Source organism: uncultured Aquimonas sp., assembly GCF_937888285.1.
Lineage (GTDB): Bacteria > Pseudomonadota > Gammaproteobacteria > Xanthomonadales > Xanthomonadaceae > Aquimonas.
The window spans coordinates 57,654-75,162 of the sequence record NZ_CALART010000111.1; the positions used below are offsets into that span (position 1 = coordinate 57,654).

The following is a 17,509-nucleotide window of genomic DNA, read 5'->3' on the forward strand; positions in this document are numbered from 1 at the left end:
GAGCTTGGGCTCCAACGGGCACATCAATCGAACGCGAGGTGCCTGCGCGTGAAGACGTACCGAGAGCTGCGCAAGCACCCACCTGATTTCATCGTCCGCTATCGCCTGTACGCGCCCTCGGAAGGTGGCCGCACGTTGACCTTCCAGCACCTGCGCTGCGACTTCCTCTACGCGGGTGATGATCCGGCCAGGGATGGTATCCATATGATCCACCCCGAGTTCCTCGATGCAGCGGGCGAGCCCCTGCCGAAGGACAGGCCGGTTCCGCTCATGGGCAGGGCATCCATGTGGATTCTGGTGGCGGAGACGCGGGCATCGGTGCATCGGGGGCGTCTCCGGCTTGGCGTCCGCGGGCACTTCATGGAAGCGGCCCGCAGGATCGGCGATGTGGAGGTTGAGTCGATTGAGGGGCTGCACGAGAATCCGTCGGCGTGATCATGCAATCGGGCCGTCGACCTTTGGCGTTCAGCCATTCAGCGGACTTTTGCGTGCTCTCTGGGCATCGAGTAGGACGCGCTGGTTGGCTGCACCGAGAACCAGCGGGAAAGTCCGACGGGGTCACGGCCCCCGGAGCATGATTCAATCTTTGAGCGCGCGCCAAGCGGAGTTGCAGGGCTTTGTAATCGCGCAGTGCTGAAGGCGCCAACTCTTGTTCTTGCATGCGACAGCCCGCTGGGAATGGCTTGGGCACGTCCACAGGAAGTCATCCACTCATGAAGATTCAGGTTTGCCGTTTGTTCGTCGTCTTGATCGCCTTGTGGGCGGCGTCCCCCGGCCATGCGGCGGACAGCGCATTGCTGACGGAGCGCAGCACTTGGGGCGAGCTCGCGCGGCTTTCTGAGCCGACGAAGGACTGCCCGGGAGGACGCTTGGAACAACTTCGCCAGCGTGTCGGTGTGGCAGGCCCTTCCTCGATCGAGGAGCTCGATCGGCAACAGTCGGAGGCTGAGGTGGCAGACCGGAAAGCCGGTGCATCGACCTCGATCGTCTGGCTATACCCGGTGTCGGACTTCATCCGGCAGCACCTGCGGACACCCTCCGAGCTGTATACCTTCGAGTACTCCACCGATCCCGACCGATCTCCCTGGTGGGGCTTTCGGGGCCTGCTGGTGGCGCGACAAGGGTGCGTGATCCACGCCGAGATCACCGGGTTCGATCACGGTTGATCTGACGGGTCGGGCGCAGGTCCTCGGCTCGCGTGGAACCGGGTCAGGGCGAGGTCGAGTGTGCTGCAGACGACGATGGCGAGCATCGCGATCCTGCGCAGGCGTTCGAGCCCTACGCGGGGCCCACGGTTGGCACAAGCATTCCGCTACTGCCGAGCTTGGTCTATCGGTACTCGCGGCTGGTCTGCTCGCACGTCTGCAGTGACTCCCACTGCCGCTCGAAGTACCGCCGCTCCGGCTCCTGCTTCGACAGCTCGAAGGCCCGCCGGAAATGCGCTGCAGCGTCCTCGCTGCGCCCCAGCCTCCGCAGCAGCTCCGCTCGCGCTGCATGCGCTGGGCAGTAGTCCTTGAGCGCGCCCGAGTCGATCAGCTGTTCGATCAGCGGCAGGCCGTACTGGGGGCCGGCGGCCATGGCGATGGCGACGGCGCGGTTGAGTGCCACGACCGGCGTGTGTTCGAGGCGCAGCAGCACTTCGTAGAGGCCGACGATCTGGCGCCAGTCGGTGTCTGCGGCGGATGGCGCTTCGGCGTGGACGGCGGCGATCGCGGCCTGCAGCTGGTAGGGGCCGATGCGGCGGGCGCGCAGGGCCTGCTGCACGCGGGCGCAGCCCTCCTCGATCAGGGCGCGGTCCCAGCGGCTGCGGTCCTGATCCTCCAGCAGCACCAGGTCGCCGGCTTCGTCGCTGCGCGCGGCGCGACGCGCTTCGGTGAGCAGCATCAAGGCCAGCAGACCCTGCACCTCGGGTTCGGGCAGCAGTTCGACCAGCAGGCGGCCCAGGCGAATCGCCTCACCCGACAGATCGCCGCGGGTCAGCTGTTCGCCCAGCGTGGGCGCATAGCCTTCGGTGAAGACCAGATAGACCACCTTGAGCACGGCATCCAGACGCGGCGCCAGTTCGTTCGGCGCCGGCACGATGTAGGGGATCTTCGCGTCGCGGATCTTGGCCTTGGCGCGGACGATGCGCTGGGCCAGCGTGGCCGGCGAGGTGAGGAAGCTGCGCGCGATTTCTTCGGTCGTGAGTCCGCAGACCTCGCGCAGGGTCAGCGCGACCTGTGCCTCGAAGGCGAGCGCCGGATGGCAGCAGGTGAAGACCAGGCGCAGGCGGTCGTCTTCGACGGGCTCGATGTCATCAAGCTGGGGTTCGTCGCGCAGCAGCTCCTCTTCGATGGCGATGCCGCGGGCGATCTCGTCGAATCGCGCGCGCCGGCGCACCCGGTCGATGGCCTTGAAGCGTCCGGCCGAGACCAGCCAGGCGACCGGGTTGGCGGGCACGCCCTCCTTGGGCCATTGCTCGACCGCGGCCGCGAAGGCGTCGGAAACGGCGTCCTCGGCCAGCTCGAAGTCGCCGAGCAGGCGGATCAGGGTCGCCAGCACCCGTCGCGAGTCGCTGCGATAGAGCGCGTCGATCTGCGCGGCGAGTGCGGGCCCGGCCTCAGCCATCGGCGCGCGCGCCGACCAGCACCTCGAAGCCGCCGTAGCCCATGCGTTTGCAGTCGAAGGGCATGGACTCGGGCGACATGCTGGCGATGCGCGGATCCTCCATCACCTTGGCGTTGACCTCGTCGCGGTGCGCGCGCGAGCGGTAGCGGATCCAGGCGAAGACCACGGTCTCGCCCTCGGCGGCGCCGATGACTTCAGGGAAGGGCCGGGAGAAGTCGTTCTTCATGTCTTCGGCCACGCACTCCCAGTACTCGAGCGCGCCGTGCTCCAGCCAGACTTCGCAGGCGGTGGCGGCGATCTTGCGGTAGTCGACGATGCGGTCGGCGGGGCAGGGCAGCAGGAAGCCGTCGATGTAGGACATGGGGTGTCTCCTAGTGTGGGGGTTCAGGGGCCATGATCGGGAATGGTCGGCTCGACCAGCTGGGCCAGCAGCTGCATCGATTCCTGCCAGCCGAGATAGCAGGCCTCGACCGGAATCGCATCGGGAATGCCGCTCTGCTCGATGCGCAGCTCGGTGCCCATCGGCAGCTCGCGCAACTCGACGGTGGTGAACATGGTGCCGGGCAGTGCCTCCGCATCGAAGCGGTCGCTGTAGCGCAGGCGCTGGTTCGGCACCAGCTCCAGATACTCGCCTCCGAAGCTGTGCGTGGTGCCGGTCGAGAAGTTGGTGAACGACATCTTGTAGAAGCCGCCGACCCGCGGATCGGAGTGGGTGACCTTGCCGGTGAAGCCATGCGGCGGGCTCCATTTGCACATGGCGTCGGGGTCGAGAAAGGCGCGATACACGCGTTCGGCGGGCGCGCGGATCACGCGGTGCAGGGTGACGGTGCCGGGCATGTCGATACTCCTTGGCAGGGGCTCAGGGCTTGAGTTCGCGGATCGGGCGGATCTCGATGCTGCCGACCCGCGCGGGCGGGATGCCGGCGGCGACTTCGATGGCCTGATCCAGATCCTTGGCGTCGATCAGATAGAAGCCCGCAAGCTGCTCGCGGGTTTCGGCGAACGGCCCGTCGGTCACCTGCACCTGGCCGTCGCGCAGACGCACGGTGGTGGCGGTGGACACCGGCTGCAGGGCATTGCCGGCGAGCATCAGGCCGCGTTCGACCAGGCCGCCGGCGTAGTGCATGCAGTGGGCGTCGGGCAGTTCAGCCTGGTGGGATTCGTTGTAGTAGACGAGACAGAGGTATTTCATTCGGGAGCCGGGATTGGGGATTCGGGATTCGGGATTCGGGATTGGGGATTCGTGGAGCGCGCGCTGGCGGAGTCTGCTACGGGTTGGAGCGTTCGAGCGAGTGCAGTTCGAGCAGGCAGCCGGGCGGCAGCGGTTCGCGGGTGGCGATGCGCAGGGCTTCGTTGAGATCGCGGGCCTCGATCCATTGCACTGCAGCAAGGTTGGCGGCGCGGCTTTCGGCGAGCGCACAGGGGTGGGCCGGTGTGGGGCCGGGGCCGAGGCGCAGGGCCTCGCCGGCCAGCCGCCAGCGGGCGCCGCGGCCTTCGGGCGCGGGCTCGCGAACGGCTTCGTACAGCAGGGCGAGATAGGGCATGGCGCGTGCCTTGCCACCCGGCATAGGGCGGCTGTTCGTAGATGGTCGAAGCAGTGCGGACAGTTTCGACAGGTCCGGAGCAGGCGCGCTCGGCGGTCGGCACCCGCGCGCGCGTTCGCATGCGCTGTGCGGGAGCGCCACGGTTCATGCGCGGGACTCTAGGCTGCGCCAGCGCACGGCGCGGCGGGTCGCCCGACGTGCATCGCCCCATCGCCCAACAAGGGAGAGCCTTCATGCTGCGTCCGGTCCTGTGATGCCTGCTGGTGTTCGTCTTGTTGGGCTGTGCCAAGAAGGAAGCCGTCGAGTCGGCTCCAGCGGCGATGCAGGGCATGGCCAACGCGGAGGCTCTGCTTGCCTACGAACACAGCGTGGCGATCGAGCTGCCGCCGGCAGCGCTGTCGACGCGCATGGCGGCGCTGCGCACCGCCTGCACGCAGGGCGTGCACGGGCGCTGCAGCTTGCTGGAGTTCACCGAGAACGCCGGTGAGTACGCCAGCGGGCGGATGCAGATGCGGTTGGTGCCAGAGGCGGTCGAGCCGATGTTGGCCGGCGCAGCGGAAGGCGGCGAAGCCACTCGCCGCAGCACGCGTGCCGAGGATCTGTCGGTGGCGGTGGCCGACAACGCGCGCGAGCGCGATCGCCTGAGGCTGCAGCAGCAGCGCCTGGATGCCCTGGCGGATCGCACGGATCTGTCGGTGGCCGAGCATCTGCAGCTGGCGCGCGAGCTGTCGGCACTGGAGGCCGAGCGGCTTTCGGCGGAACGCGTGGCTGCGCAGCAGACGCTGCGGCTGGAGACCAATCTGCTGAGTCTGGAGTTTCGCGCCAGCACGCCGAGTGGCTCGCGCTGGTCGGCGCTGGGCCTGGTGCTGTCGGAGTCGATGGACAACTTCGTCGACGGCCTGATCGAAGCGATCGAGGTCATTGCCTACGCCTTGCCCTATGTGCTGCTGGCCTTTCCGCTGGCCCTGCTGTGGTGGGCGCTGTGGCGCCTGGCGACGCGGGGTTTGCGGCGAGGTCGGGAGTGAGCGCCGCATTCTGGTGAGCGTCCGATCAGCGGGTGGCCTGAGGGAGTGCCCCGATGCCTGCAGGGTGGGGTGGCTGTGGTGCAGGTGCGGCGAGTGTCCAGGCCATGGTGGGCCAGGGCCCACCCTATGCAGCTCGTGCTGCTGCACGCCGAAAGCCGAATGCCGAGTGACGAGTGCTGCGCTTCACGCGGGCAGCTGCGTGATCGCAGGCGGGCAGCGGCGTTCCCGAATCCCCATAGGGTGGGCCCTGGCCCACCATGAGCGCGATGCTGGCCTCGCTCTGTACTGTCGCAAGAGGGTGGTGAGCACATCGCCCGAGCCCATCACCACGAGCGCGCGAGGCGGGAAGCTCGCTGCGGGCAGGCGATGGGAATCGCTCTGTTCCTTGGCGGCGGTGTCCGCCGCGGCGCGCAGGCGATCGCCTGCGCGCCGCGCGAGGTCCAATCAGAAAGTCGTGGTGAACTCGACGCCCCATACCCGGGGCTCATTGACGAAGCCGGTGAGGTTGTTGAAGTCGATACCACCCACGGCGACCAGCTTGTCGGTGATGTTGCGGCCGAACAGGGCCAGCTCGTGCTTGCCGTAGTTCCAGCTGTAGCCGGCGCGCAGGCCGCCTTCCAGCAGGGCCTTGCCGCGGAACTCGGCGGCCTCGTACAGGAAGAAGTTGATCTCGCTGCGGTAGGCCCAGTCGGTGTAGATGAAGATCTCGTCCTCGCCGACCGGGATGCTGTAGCGGGCAGTGACGTTGGCGACGTTCTTCGGCGCCTGCGGCAGAGGGTTGCCGTAGATCGACACCGTACCGGCTGTGGCGCCGGCCGGGTCCAGCACGGTGCAGCCGCCGCCGCAGGGGGCGATGGCCAGGCCGCGGTCGCGGATCTCGGTCTTGTTGTGGCTGTAGCCGAAGGTCAGCAGCAGGTTGTCGGTGACATAGGCATCGAGATCGACTTCGACACCGCGGCCGATCGACTTGTCGGCGTTGATGAGAGTGTTGAAGTTGGTGGTGCCGCCGACGGCGGTCAGCTGCTGATCCTTCACCTCATACGCGAACGCAGCGATGTTGAAGCGCGCGCGACCGTCCCACAGGTTCGACTTGAAGCCGAGCTCGATCGAGTCGACGGTCTCGGAATCGGCCACCGAGATCGAGTCGCCGAACAGCAGGCGGCCCTGGATGCTGGGCGCGCGGAAGCCGCGGGCGTAGCGCGCGTAGACGGTCCGGTCCGAATCGATGAACCAGCTTGCGGACAGATCGCCCGAGACATTGCTGTCGCTCGGATTGGCGGTCAGTACGCCGGTGGCGCCGCCGCCGATCGGGCTGACCAGGCGCTGGGCGCTGAAATCCTTCTCGTCGCGGGTGAAGCGCAGGCCGCCGGCCAGGCGAAGGCTGTCGGAAACGTCGTACTCGCCCGAGGTGAACAGGGCGTAGGCCTTGTTGCGCTGCTCCTGAACCGCGTAGCCGTTCTGCGCGCCGCTGAAGGTGTTGAAATTGAAGCTGTCGATGGTGATGTCTTCATCGAACAGGAACAGCCCGGCCTGCCAGTCGAAGGCGCCCCACTCATTCGAGGCCAGGCGGAATTCCTGGGTGAGCTGGCGGTGGTCCGGCAGGCCGTCGGCGCTCTGCGCGTCAAAAGGGATGAAGCCCGGGCCGAAGGGCGGCGCGTAGCTGGCGCCGAAGCCGCCGTCGATGTCGCCGCGCGAGTAGCTGTCGACGCTCTCGTAGCCGGTGACCGAGTACAGGGTGACGCGGTCGAGATCGAAGGCCAGGCGCGCGCTGCCGCCGACATTGCGCAGGGTGCTGCGGTTGTCGCCGTCAATGGCGACCACGCTGCGGCGGAAGCCGTCGACCAGGTCATTGCTGCCGGGCTTGAACACATTGGCGCGGAACAGGCGAGCGGTGCCGTCGAGGTCGCGCAGATGCACATTGAACAGGGCGCGGCTGCTGTCGTTCGGCTCGTACAGGAACTGCGCGCGGCCGGCGAATTCGCGGTAGCCCTCGTACTGGTCGCTGCGACCGGTGAACGCGTTGTCGACCCAGTCGCCGCGGCGCTGGTACAGACCCGACACGCGCGCCGACCAGGCCTCGGACAGGCCGCCGCCGATGGCGCCTTCGGTGTTCACGGTGTCGAAGCGGCCGTAGGCGAACTGGCCATAGCCGCTGCGCTCCTGCGCAGGCTGCACCGATTCGAACTTCAGCACGCCGGCCGGCGTGTTGCGCCCGAACAGGCTGCCCTGCGGGCCGCGCAGCAGCTCGAGGCGATCCAGGTCGAACACCGGGAAGCCTTTCAGCAGAGGGTTCTCCAGCACCACCTCGTCGTAGATCAGCGAGACCGGCTGCGAGGCATTGAGATCGAAGTCGCCGTTGCCGAGACCGCGGATGTAGAAGCGCGGAAACGCGCGGCCGAAGCTGGATTCGATATTGAGGCTGGGCAGGCGCCCGGACAGGAAGCGGATGTCCTCACCGCCCGAACCCAGGATGTCCAGCTTCTCGGCGCTGACCGTGGTGATCGCCAGCGGAATCTTTTGCGGGTCCTCGGCGCGGCGCTGGGCGGTGACAGTGATGGCGTCGAGCTGGGCGGGCGAGGTGGACGCGTCCTGCGCGAACGCGGGCAGGGCGGCGGCCAGGGCCAGGCTCAGGGCGGCCGGACGGAGAGTGCGCGGCATGTCGATGTCCTTGGAAGGGGCGTTCGGGGTCGGGGCCCCGGCTGGGGCCTGCGCATGCTGCGGCTGCACATGGGCCGTGCGCAAGCGACGCGCCGTCACTTCAGCTGCACCGAAGTCGCTTGCGTGTGGCGTCAGGGGCTGTGCTTGCCGTACCGCTCGAACAGCGCATCCGGCGGCAGCGGCTTGCTGAACAGGTAGCCCTGCGCCAGCGCGCAGCCGCGCGCGCGCAGGAAGTCGCGCTGGCGTTCGGTCTCGACGCCCTCGGCCAGCACCTGGATGCGCAGCTTGCGGCCGAGGTCGATCACCGCTTCGACGAGGAATGCGTCGCTGGTGTCGGTCTCGATATCGGTGATGAAGCTGCGGTCGATCTTCAGCTTGTGCACCGGGAAGCGCTTCAGCGAGGCCAGCGAGGAATAGCCGGTGCCGAAGTCGTCGATCGCCAGCTTGACGCCGAGGCCATGCAGCTCGCGCAGGAACACCTCGGCGCGCTCGCCCTGTTCCATCAGGCCGCTCTCGGTGATCTCCAGCTCCAGCCGCTCCGGCGGCAGCCCACTGTGCTCCAGCGCGCGCCGCACCCGCGCCTCCACCGGATAGCGGCCGACCTCCGAAGGCGACAGGTTGACCGCCACGCTGCCGAAGTCCCAGCCCCGGTCCAGCCAGCGCCGGGCCTGCAGGCAGGCTTCGAGGGTGACCCAGTCGCCGAGCTGGTTGATCAGCCCGGTCTGTTCGAGAATCGGGATGAACTGGTCCGGCCCCACCGGCGGCAGGCCGGGCTGGTTGAGACGCACCAGTGCCTCCAGGCCGACCATCCGGCCGCTGGCGACCTCGACCAGCGGCTGGTAGACGAGGCTGAACTGCTGCTCCTGCAGGGCAAGACGCAGCCGCTGCTCCAGCTGCATGCGCTGTCGCGCCTGCTCGCCCATCGCCGGAGCGAAGCGTCGCCAGGTGTTGCCGCCGCCGCGCTTGGCCTCGAACAGCGCGACTTCGAGCTTCCGCAGCAGCAGCTCGGCCTCGCCCTCGGCATCCTCGAAGCGGATCAGGCCGAGGCTGGCCTGGGTATAGGCCCGCTCGTCCTGGCCCAGCTTGATCGGTGGCCGCAGGCAGGCCTGCACGGCCTGCACGAAGCGTTCGGCCTCATCGACGCCGGTCAGGCGTTCCAGCACCAGCACGAACTCGTCGCCGCCGAGACGGGCGAGGGTGTCGCCGGGCCGCATGAGGGCGCCCAGGCGCAGCGCTACTTCGCGCAGCAGTTCGTCGCCGTGCCCCCAGCCGGCGTTCTCGTTGACCGCGCGGAAATTGTCCAGGTCCAGCATGATCGCCGCGCCCAGCTGGCGCGCCTGGCGATGTGCATCGAGCGCGGCCTGCAGGCGGATCAGCAGCAGATCGCGGTTCGGCAGGCCGGTCAGGGCGTCGAAATGGGCGATCCGGCTGAGGCGCGCATCGGTCTCGCGCTGGCGCGTGATGTCGGTGAACAGCAGCACCCTGCTGGCCTGTTCGGCCTCGCCGCCGTCCACCCGCGCCAGCGACAGCAGCAGCGTGTGCAGCTGGCCGCTGCCGTGGCGGGCCAGCACTTCGCCCTGCCAATGGCCATCCTGCCGCAGGGCCTCGCGCATCGCGCGGGCGTAGTCGGGATCGCGCTCCAGGTCGGCGAGCAGCGAGGCCGGCTGCTCGCGCAAGCGCTCTTCGTCGCTGCCGAGGAACTCGCAGGCGGCCGGATTGGCCGACAGGATGCGGCCGCGCGCGTCCAGCAGCAGGATGCCGTCGCGGCTGCTGCGCAGGGCCAGCGCCTGCTGTTCGAGATGGGCCTGCATGCGCTCGCGCTGGCGGCGCTGGCGCATCAGCTGCAGGGCGTATTCGATGTCGCCGGCGACCTCGGCCAGCAGCGCTTGCTGCTCGTCCTCCAGGTCGAAGGGGGTGTCGGAGTGCAGCACCAGCACCAGCCGCTGCCCTTCGTGTTCGCCCAGGCAGACCAGGCTCAGGCCGGACAGTCCGGCGCTGGCGCAGGCCTCGGCCCAGGCGAGCCCGGGACGCGGGCTGACCCGCCGGCTGTGCACCCGCAGGGCCGGCGGTTCGTGGGCCAGCAGCTCGAACAGCGGTGAGTCGGCGTCTTCCAGCAGGATCTCGGGCAGGCGTGCGCCCGCGTCGAGCCCGCTGGCGACCAGGCGGCGCGAAGGCGGCGCGCTCGCGATCCAGGCCAGCCGGTAGCCACCCGAGCGCACCGCGGCCGCGGTGACCCGCTCGAACAGGCTGGCTTCGTCCTTGCTGAATACCAGCGCCTGGTTGCAGGCACTGAGCATGCCGTAGAGGCGGCCGAGCTGGGCGATGCGTTCGCTGTGGCGAACCCGCTCGGTCACGTCCCAGCTGACCCAGACCACGCGGTCCGCGCCGCTCACGGCCGTTGTTCGGGCCTCGAAGATCCGCTCGCTGCCACCGATCAGCAGGCGGTACTCGGCCCGCCCCTTGCCTTGCGCCAGCGTATCCGCGATCAGGCCCATGAAGGCGGCCGTCTGTTCGGTCGGGAAAAGATCCTTGATGAGTCGCCCAAGTGCCTGTTCCGGCGGCACCATCAGCAGCTCGGGGCGGCTGGCGTGCACGCGCAGGAAGCGGCCTTCGGCATCCAGCAGGAAGGAGATGTCGGGCACCGAGCCGGCAAAGGCATCGAGCTCGGCTTCACGCGCCTCCCGCGCGGCAGCCTCGATGTCGGTCTGCCGGGCCGCGCGCTGCTGCCAGAGCGCGAACGCAACGCCGATGCCCGCCAGCATCAGGATCAGCGCGGCGGTGAGGCGCGCAAGGCCGCTGCGTGAAGCGTCCATGGCGTCGAGCGCATCGGCTTCCAGCTGGGCCAGTGCGGCCTCCAGCCGTCGCTGTTCACCGCGCATGGCCAGCCGCACCTGTGGCGCCGAGGCGGCATCGCGATCGGCGAGCAGGGTATCGAGCGCACGCAGCGAGTCGAGCAGGCGCTCGACCGACGCAGCCGTGTCGGGATCGGGCGGCGTGTCGCGCCAAAGCCCGCGCAGCGCGCCCTGTCCGCGGCCGATGTCGGCCGCGGTCTGCTGCGCGCGCTGCAGGCTGGCGCGCACCAGATCGAGGCCGCTGCCGCTGTCGCCGGCGGCATGACGCTCGGCGTGCAGCTGGGCCAGCAGGGTGGCCTGGCGGATGGTGGCGATCTGGTCCTGCCGCACCAGCAGCTCGGCGTGCGCGCGCTGGGCGTGCTGCTGGCTGCCCGCCAGCAGCAGCATGGCCAGCAGGATGACGCCCGCCGAGGCCCAGGTGCGGGCGATGCGTCGCCGTTGCTGCGCTGGCCTCATGGCTGGGCCCGTCCCTCGATGGCAGGGAGCACGTCCGACTCCAGAAAGCCGTAGGCGGCGACGGCGCGCAGATGCTCCGGGCTGCCGAGATAGGCCGCGAGCGCAGCATCCAGGCGCGCGGTGAACCCGGCTTCGGCATGTGCGAGGGCAAACGCGGGATAGCCGCGTCGCGGGGTGTCGATCAGCTGCAGCGTGAGCGCGCCGCCGCTGGACCAGTTCTGCGCCATCCAGCGCAGGCTGGGCGCCGACAGCGCGAGCGCATCGGCCTCGCCCAGGCTCAAGGCTGCCATCGCCGTGCGCGCATCGGGCAGGCGCAGAATGCTGTGCTCACCCAGAACGAACTGGCCCGGATCCGCAGCCTCGACCGAGCCTTCAATCACCGCCAGGCGGATCGGCTCGCCGGCGACCGGCGGTGGATCGCGCAGCAGCAGCGCAGGGCCGACGGCCGCGGTGGGACGGGTGAAGCGGACGCGACGCTCGCGCTCCGGGGTAATGAAGAGACCGCCGGCGATCAGATCGATGCGGCCGGCTTCGAGCTCTTCCAGCAGGCTGCCGAAGTCGAGGCGCACGTGCTGCACGGCGTCGATCCCGAGCCGATGCAGCACGTGCTGCAACACGTCCACCGACTCGCCGCGCAGCTCGCCCGCGGAATCCATGTAGGCATAGGGGGCTTCCAGCGCATAGCCGATGCGCAGCGGATAGCCGCGCTGCAGTCGTTGATCGATGCTGCTGTGACCGGGCGACAGCGCGTAGAAGGCCAGCGCGACGCCGAGGCCTGCGACCGCGAGCACGGCCAGGAGCGTGTGCCTGCCGAGGGCGCTCACGGCTGTCTCCGCAGGTTCGCTCCACGCGCGTGACGATCAGCAACGGCCGCACGCCGCGCATGCGACCCGGCGGGTGCTTCGCCCATCCATGTCAATCCGAGAGGAACAGGAAGAACTGCCATAGTCGATCCGGCATCATATCTCGGCTGCCCGCAGCCCGCGGGCCTGATCGCCTTGCCACCATGACCCAAAGCCCCGCCTCCGTCCAGACCGCGCCCCTGAAGTCGCGCGGTGCCGACATCGTTCGCCTCGCCATCGCCATCGCTTTCGTGCTGGCGGTGGTCGCCTACACCTGGGTCGCACACGGGCATCTGAGCCTCAGCCTCGTGGTTGCAGCAGCGTTCGGCGCCTACATGGCGATGAACATCGGTGCCAACGATGTCGCCAACAACGTCGGCCCGGCGGTGGGTGCGCGGGCGATGAGCCTGACCACGGCCATCGCGATCGCCGCGGTGTTCGAAGCGGGCGGCGCGATCATCGCCGGCGGCGAGGTGGTGGGCACCATCAAGAGCGGCATCATCGATCCGTCCAAGATCGAGGATCCACAGACCTTCATCTGGCTGATGATGGCCGCGCTGCTGGCGGCGGCGCTGTGGTTGAATCTCGCGACCGCGCTGGGCGCGCCGGTTTCGACCACGCATTCGATCGTCGGCGCCGTGCTGGGCTCGGGCATTGCGGCGGCCGGCTGGGACATCGCCAACTGGAGCACGGTCGGCAGCATCGCCGCGAGCTGGGTGGTGTCGCCGGTGTTTGGTGGTGTGATGGCGGCGATCTTCCTCTACGTCGTCAAGCGCACCATCACTTACCAGGCCGATCTGCTGGAGGCATCCAAGCGGATGGTGCCGGTGCTGCTGGCGGTGATGGGCCTCGCTTTCGCCACCTACCTCGCGCTGAAGGGCCTGAACCAGCTGGTCAAGGTGAGCTTCGCGCAGGCACTGGCGGCAGGCGCGGTGGTGGCTGTCATCACATTTCTGTGGACGCGGATGCGCGTGCGCCAGAAGGCGGACCGGCTCAGCAACGACAAGGACGGCGTCAACAAGCTGTTCGGCATGCCGCTCGTCTTCGCGGCAGCGCTGCTGAGCTTCGCCCACGGCTCCAATGACGTCGCCAACGCGATCGGCCCGCTGGCTGCGATCTACGACACCCTGCTCACCCAGGGCATCCACGGCAAGGCCGCGATTCCCCTGTGGGTGATGCTGGTGGGTGCGCTGGGTCTGGCCGTCGGCCTCGCCCTGTACGGCCCCAAGCTGATCAAGACGGTCGGCACCGAGATCACCGACATGGACCACATGCGCGCCTACGCGATCGCAATGGCGGCGGCAGTGACGGTCATCATCGCCTCGCAGCTGGGCCTGCCGATCAGCACCACGCACGTGACCATCGGTGCGGTGTTCGGCGTGGGTTTCCTGCGCGAGTACCTGAAGGCCAACTACGCGCGGATCATCGCCGAGATCGAGGAGCATCATCGCGACAACGGCGCCGAGCAGCACGAGGTCGAGGCCTTCCTCAAGGCCTTCGAAGCGGCGTCCCGTGGCGACAAGGACCGCATGCTCAAGGAGCTGAAGGCCGCCGGCAAGCGCGGCGAGGCGGCGATCTCGAAGGCCGAGCGCAAGGGCCTGCGCAAGGTCTACCGCAAGGACCTGGTCAAGCGCGCCATCATGATGCGGGTGATCGCAGCCTGGATCATCACCGTGCCGGCCACGGCCGTGCTGTCGGCGATCATCTTCTTCACCATCCGCGGCATGCTGCTGCCCGCCTGATGACGAGCACCGGCGCGCTGCGCGAACTGCACTGCCGCGCCTTTGGCGATCCCGTGGCTGAGCCCGTGCTGCTGGTGCATGGTCTTGGCTCGACCGGCGCCGACTGGGCCTTCCAGATCGAAGCGCTGGCAGCGCGCTATCGCGTGCTGGTGCCCGACCTGCCCGGCGCGGGCCGCAGCGCTGCGCCGAAGCGGCACGCGATCGGGGTGTATGCCGAGCGGATCCTGAGCCTGCTGGACGCGCTCAAGGTTCCGCGCACGCATCTAGTGGGCTTCTCGCTCGGCGGCGCGGTCGCCCTTGAGCTCGCCCTGCAGGCGCCGGAGCGTGTGCTGCGCCTTGCCACCATCAACAGCCTGCCAAGCTACCGGCCCGACACCTGGCGCAAGCGGCTGGAGCTGCACGGCACCCTCGGCCTGGTGCGCTCGCTCGGGCTGCGGCGGGCGGCCGGCATCGTCGGGCGACGCCTGTTTCCGCACCCGCACCAGGACGCCATGCGCGAGCGCGTCCGCGCCGTGCTCGCGGCCTATCCCAAGGACGTCTACCTGGCGCAGGCGCGCGCCCTGGCCGGCTGGTGTGCGCTGGCGCGGATCGATGCACTGCAGGCGCCGATGCTGATGCTCGCCGCCGAGCACGACTACACGACGCTGGCCGAGAAGCAGCGGTGGGCGCGGCGGATGGGCGCGGAGCTCGCGCTCGTGCGCGGTTCGCGCCACGGCACGCCCTTCGATGCGATCGCCGCCACCAATAGCGCCCTGCTGGCCTTCCTGGGCGGACAGCCGCTGCCGCCCGAACTGGCGGTGGACGCCCCCGAGCAGACGCCGTTGGCTGCGCCTGAAGTGCTGGCGGCACTGGAGCGCTGAGGCGTCCAGCCTTGGGCGTGCCGGCAACAAGGCCGTCGGCAGGCCGGCGTTCCTGGACAGTCAGTCTAGAGACCGCTGCACACGGCGCTTTCAGCAGCGAGCACGGCGGCCACGCCGGGCGAGCCCCTGCGGATCGCATCGCCTTGCACAACATCCCGTGGTGCCGAAGGGGGGACTCGCGGAACCTCGGAATGGCCTTCCCTGCTTGACTTCGGCGTTTTGCGATGCCCCCAACTTCCCGGATTATGCCCCCGGGCCGAATCAATACTCGGGTTCGATGACCGATCCGGCGCCGGCGCCGGGCTCGCCGCAGGGGTTTTCCCCCACAAGGGTGAAAACCTCCCGAGCACGGGCGCCTTTGCTCACCCAAGAGGGTGAGCGGTTCACACCCGCTCGATACGCACCACGCGCCCGCCCTGCACGGTGAACAGTGCCAGGCCGGTGTCGCGCTCGAACTCCCAGCGCTCGGCGACCGCCGCGCCGTGCTCATTGACCAGGGTCACGATGCGCCAGGGCGTGCCGCAGGCGCGCAGCTTCGTCATGGGCGCACCCACGGTGATGACGGACTGTCCGCAGCGCTCGGAGTGCGACGGGCTGGCGCTGGCCAGCGCAGGCAGCAGCAACGCGAGGGAGAGAATCAGGGCGCGAGGCATGGGCGGCTCCAGGTGGGGGCCTCTGCGAATCTGCAGAGGGGGGCAGACAGGGCCTCACGGGATTTCGTGACGCCCCACCAATCCACGCGCCGAGCCTGCCACGCCGCGCGCCGTATCGCCACAAAAGGCGAAGGCCCCACCTCACGGCGGGGCCTTCTACGCACGTCAGCAGCTACCAGACCACCTTCGCGCGCCCGGCCCTTGGCTCTCGCCGTCGCCGGTAGACCGCTGCAGGACCATGCGTAGCACTGCAGCGGCGGGTTCCTTACTCGCTGATCGGGATCTTGACCACGCCACGCCAGTCCAGGAAGCGCCCGCCGAACACATGGCGCACGCGGTACTGCAGGTCGTCGGAGTTGGTCAGAGGCTCTTCAATCACGACAGGGCCGTTGTCACCGTCGAGCATGGCGAGCTCGAAAGTATCGATCTGCGGCGGCGCAGCCATGACGTAGGCCGCACCGGCGCCGAGGCGCGGTTCCACCACCAGCTGCAGGCTGCTCAGCCAATTCGGCGTGCCGGCCTCCACCGCGCCGCTCTGCTGCATGTGGCGGGTGCTGGCGGCCAGCAGCATTTCAGCGATCGACTCCAGCTCAGCCGGTACCAGCAGGAAGCGCGGCTGCAGGTTCAGCAGGCCACCGCCGAGCGCAGTCTGCTTGCGCAGCAGCGTGCGGGCTGCGCCGAGGGCGTTCACGTCCAGGGCGCTGGCCGAGGCGGTCAGGTTGCCGTGATCGACGTGGAACAGCGTCTTCGTGTCCTGCATCGTCTGGCCAGCACCTGCGTTCGCGAGCAGCAGCGCATAAACCTCATCGGCCTCCCGCCGCTTGGCGGCCTGCCCCATCGCCTGCTGGGCACGCGCGAAGGCGCCGAGGTCGTCATTGCGGACAGCCTCGAAGGTAAGGCGGATGCTGCGGCCCCACTTGCTCACCGCGTACTCGGCCTGATCCTCATCCATCGAACCGAACTGGTATTCGGCCGACTCGGGCACCGCAAGAAGCTCCGGGGCGCTGCCGATGATCGGGCGGTGCTGCGTCTTGAAGTCGGGCACCGTGGTCGGGAGCACCCACGCGACGTGGGACTGCGGCTCGATCTCGTAGCCGTTGCGCAGGGCCTTGGTGGCGCTGTTGGCCAGGATGCGGGTGAAGTCGCTGGTGGTCATGGCTGCGCGGATCGCTTCGGCCATGTTGTAGCGGTGAACGGTCTTGCCGGCGCGGCTCAGCACGGTGTTTGCGATGTCGCCGATCGACATGCCCACCAGGTCACGCGCGGCCGCATGCGGCTTGCGCAGGGACAGGCCAGAGCGCAGCAGCAGCGCATCGGCGGCGGCTTCGTTGAAGTCATCACCGGCGCGCGGCTGCGAGGCCGAGTAGGCCGTGCCCTGCACGGGGCTAGCACCTTGACCGACATGCGCCAGCAAACGCGCCTGCGCATGCTCCAGGCTGACGGTCGGGTCGGCCAGCAAGTCGGCCTCCAGCCGAGCCACGCCGTCCATGTCGCGGAAGCCGGCGAAGACGCCGCGCAGCATGCCGTTGCGCTGGATCAGAGCGGCCATCGGATCGCCAGCAGGGACAGCGGGAGCCGCACGCGAGGCGGCGGGGTTCGGGTTGGGCATGGTTGCACCTCGAATGCGGTTGAAGGCCGCAGCGACGCGCGCGGCCAGGTTCTCGGGGGGAGCGCCGGCAGGCACTTCGGGGATCTCGGCAGAGCCGCCGATGATCTGATCAGCCAAGCCAAAGGCCACCGCCTCTTTGGCGGTAAAGAAGTGATCCGTGCCGTCCATCAGCATCGGCAGAATCTCTTCCTCGCTGCGGCCGGATTTTTCCGCATAGGCCACCGCCATCACCTTCGCGTGCGCCTCCAGCTCATCCGCTGCGGCACGCAACTGCGCGGCATTACCGCCCGAGTTTGAGAACCACGGGCCATGGACCATGATCAGGCTGGCTTCGTACATGCGCACTTCGTCGGCAGCCATCGCAACCAGACTCGCAATGCTCGCAGCCACACCCGTGACGGTCACGACGATGCGCGCGGGATGCACCTTCAGCGCGTTGTAGATCGCGAGGCCCGCGGAGACGCTGCCCCCATAGCTGTTGATGCTGACGTGGATCTCGCTGATTCCGGACATTGCCGCGAGCTGATCAAGAATCGCGGCCTCATCGGCATTGGTGGGCGAGGACCAGTCGGGCCCACCGATATCGCCGATGATCCGCAGTTCGGCGCCGTTGGCGGTGGGGAGTAGAGCGAGGGTGCGGGGCTTGGGCATGCCCGCAGAG

Annotated in this window: 15 protein-coding genes; 5 read left to right on the forward strand and 10 right to left on the reverse strand. The window is 68.7% G+C overall.

The window, feature by feature from the left end:
• Positions 1 to 48 precede the first annotated feature (48 nt).
• Together Q0654_RS20865 and Q0654_RS20870 are read left to right on the forward strand one after the other, a co-directional pair.
• The gene (locus Q0654_RS20865; protein ID WP_298857009.1) at positions 49 to 435 is read left to right on the forward strand and encodes a hypothetical protein; all 387 of its coding nucleotides are present in this window, start codon (positions 49 to 51) and stop codon (positions 433 to 435) included.
• Positions 436 to 713: 278 nt separating this feature from the next.
• Positions 714 to 1,166: a hypothetical protein gene (locus tag Q0654_RS20870; RefSeq protein WP_298857011.1), complete on the forward strand. Its 453-nt coding sequence runs from the start codon at positions 714 to 716 to the stop codon at positions 1,164 to 1,166.
• 163 nt (positions 1,167 to 1,329) lie between these two features.
• Here Q0654_RS20870 and Q0654_RS20875 read toward each other — a convergent pair whose 3' ends face one another.
• From Q0654_RS20875 to Q0654_RS20895, 5 genes are all read right to left on the reverse strand, one after another.
• Positions 1,330 to 2,607, reverse strand: coding sequence for an RNA polymerase sigma factor (locus Q0654_RS20875; protein WP_298857013.1), 1,278 nt, complete (start codon positions 2,605 to 2,607; stop codon positions 1,330 to 1,332).
• Complete coding sequence (locus Q0654_RS20880; RefSeq protein WP_298857015.1) at positions 2,600 to 2,968, reverse strand: DUF1428 domain-containing protein; 369 nt, start codon at positions 2,966 to 2,968, stop codon at positions 2,600 to 2,602. Before Q0654_RS20880 ends, Q0654_RS20875 begins: the two co-directional genes overlap by 8 nt.
• A 23-nt stretch (positions 2,969 to 2,991) precedes the next feature.
• Positions 2,992 to 3,444 (reverse strand): SRPBCC family protein, encoded by a 453-nt coding sequence (locus Q0654_RS20885; protein WP_298857017.1) that lies wholly within the window; start codon positions 3,442 to 3,444, stop codon positions 2,992 to 2,994.
• A 22-nt stretch (positions 3,445 to 3,466) separates the two neighbouring features.
• Positions 3,467 to 3,799, reverse strand: a complete 333-nt coding sequence (locus tag Q0654_RS20890; protein ID WP_298857019.1) for a YciI family protein — start codon at positions 3,797 to 3,799, stop codon at positions 3,467 to 3,469.
• A gap of 76 nt (positions 3,800 to 3,875) precedes the next feature.
• Positions 3,876 to 4,151: a hypothetical protein gene (locus Q0654_RS20895; protein ID WP_298857021.1), complete on the reverse strand. Its 276-nt coding sequence runs from the start codon at positions 4,149 to 4,151 to the stop codon at positions 3,876 to 3,878.
• A 263-nt stretch (positions 4,152 to 4,414) separates the two neighbouring features.
• Here Q0654_RS20895 and Q0654_RS20900 point away from each other — a divergent pair, with 263 nt between their 5' ends.
• Positions 4,415 to 5,176: a DUF4349 domain-containing protein gene (locus tag Q0654_RS20900; protein ID WP_298857023.1), complete on the forward strand. Its 762-nt coding sequence runs from the start codon at positions 4,415 to 4,417 to the stop codon at positions 5,174 to 5,176.
• A 444-nt stretch (positions 5,177 to 5,620) separates the two neighbouring features.
• On the opposite strand, the gene Q0654_RS20905 is transcribed toward Q0654_RS20900, so the two are convergent.
• The 3 genes from Q0654_RS20905 to Q0654_RS20915 form a co-directional block, all read right to left on the reverse strand.
• A complete protein-coding gene (locus tag Q0654_RS20905; protein WP_298857025.1) occupies positions 5,621 to 7,834 on the reverse strand; it encodes a TonB-dependent receptor in 2,214 nt (737 codons plus the stop codon).
• A gap of 131 nt (positions 7,835 to 7,965) precedes the next feature.
• A complete protein-coding gene (locus Q0654_RS20910) occupies positions 7,966 to 11,142 on the reverse strand; it encodes an EAL domain-containing protein (protein WP_298857027.1) in 3,177 nt (1,058 codons plus the stop codon).
• Complete coding sequence (locus Q0654_RS20915; RefSeq protein WP_298857030.1) at positions 11,139 to 11,966, reverse strand: transporter substrate-binding domain-containing protein; 828 nt, start codon at positions 11,964 to 11,966, stop codon at positions 11,139 to 11,141. The genes Q0654_RS20910 and Q0654_RS20915 overlap by 4 nt, the downstream gene beginning before the upstream one ends.
• A gap of 182 nt (positions 11,967 to 12,148) precedes the next feature.
• Between Q0654_RS20915 and Q0654_RS20920 the strand changes: the two genes are divergently transcribed.
• Together Q0654_RS20920 and Q0654_RS20925 are read left to right on the forward strand one after the other, a co-directional pair.
• Positions 12,149 to 13,726 (forward strand): inorganic phosphate transporter, encoded by a 1,578-nt coding sequence (locus Q0654_RS20920; RefSeq protein WP_298857032.1) that lies wholly within the window; start codon positions 12,149 to 12,151, stop codon positions 13,724 to 13,726.
• Positions 13,726 to 14,586, forward strand: a complete 861-nt coding sequence (locus Q0654_RS20925; RefSeq protein ID WP_298857034.1) for an alpha/beta hydrolase — start codon at positions 13,726 to 13,728, stop codon at positions 14,584 to 14,586. The genes Q0654_RS20920 and Q0654_RS20925 overlap by 1 nt, the downstream gene beginning before the upstream one ends.
• Before the next feature lie 383 nt (positions 14,587 to 14,969).
• Here Q0654_RS20925 and Q0654_RS20930 read toward each other — a convergent pair whose 3' ends face one another.
• Positions 14,970 to 15,239, reverse strand: coding sequence for a hypothetical protein (locus tag Q0654_RS20930; RefSeq protein ID WP_298857036.1), 270 nt, complete (start codon positions 15,237 to 15,239; stop codon positions 14,970 to 14,972).
• A 265-nt stretch (positions 15,240 to 15,504) separates the two neighbouring features.
• A complete protein-coding gene (locus tag Q0654_RS20935; protein ID WP_298857038.1) occupies positions 15,505 to 17,499 on the reverse strand; it encodes a head maturation protease, ClpP-related in 1,995 nt (664 codons plus the stop codon).
• Between the last annotated feature and the right edge of the window lie 10 nt (positions 17,500 to 17,509).

Coding starts and splice junctions, on each gene's coding strand:
- Q0654_RS20870 (WP_298857011.1), top strand. CDS start 714: ATGAAGATTCAGGTTTGCCGTTTGTTCGTCGTCTTGATCGCCTTGTGG.
- Q0654_RS20875 (WP_298857013.1), bottom strand. CDS start 2,607: ATGGCTGAGGCCGGGCCCGCACTCGCCGCGCAGATCGACGCGCTCTAT.
- Q0654_RS20880 (WP_298857015.1), bottom strand. CDS start 2,968: ATGTCCTACATCGACGGCTTCCTGCTGCCCTGCCCCGCCGACCGCATC.
- Q0654_RS20885 (WP_298857017.1), bottom strand. CDS start 3,444: ATGCCCGGCACCGTCACCCTGCACCGCGTGATCCGCGCGCCCGCCGAA.
- Q0654_RS20890 (WP_298857019.1), bottom strand. CDS start 3,799: ATGAAATACCTCTGTCTCGTCTACTACAACGAATCCCACCAGGCTGAA.
- Q0654_RS20895 (WP_298857021.1), bottom strand. CDS start 4,151: ATGCCCTATCTCGCCCTGCTGTACGAAGCCGTTCGCGAGCCCGCGCCC.
- Q0654_RS20905 (WP_298857025.1), bottom strand. CDS start 7,834: ATGCCGCGCACTCTCCGTCCGGCCGCCCTGAGCCTGGCCCTGGCCGCC.
- Q0654_RS20910 (WP_298857027.1), bottom strand. CDS start 11,142: ATGAGGCCAGCGCAGCAACGGCGACGCATCGCCCGCACCTGGGCCTCG.
- Q0654_RS20920 (WP_298857032.1), top strand. CDS start 12,149: ATGACCCAAAGCCCCGCCTCCGTCCAGACCGCGCCCCTGAAGTCGCGC.
- Q0654_RS20925 (WP_298857034.1), top strand. CDS start 13,726: ATGACGAGCACCGGCGCGCTGCGCGAACTGCACTGCCGCGCCTTTGGC.
- Q0654_RS20930 (WP_298857036.1), bottom strand. CDS start 15,239: ATGCCTCGCGCCCTGATTCTCTCCCTCGCGTTGCTGCTGCCTGCGCTG.
- Q0654_RS20935 (WP_298857038.1), bottom strand. CDS start 17,499: ATGCCCAAGCCCCGCACCCTCGCTCTACTCCCCACCGCCAACGGCGCC.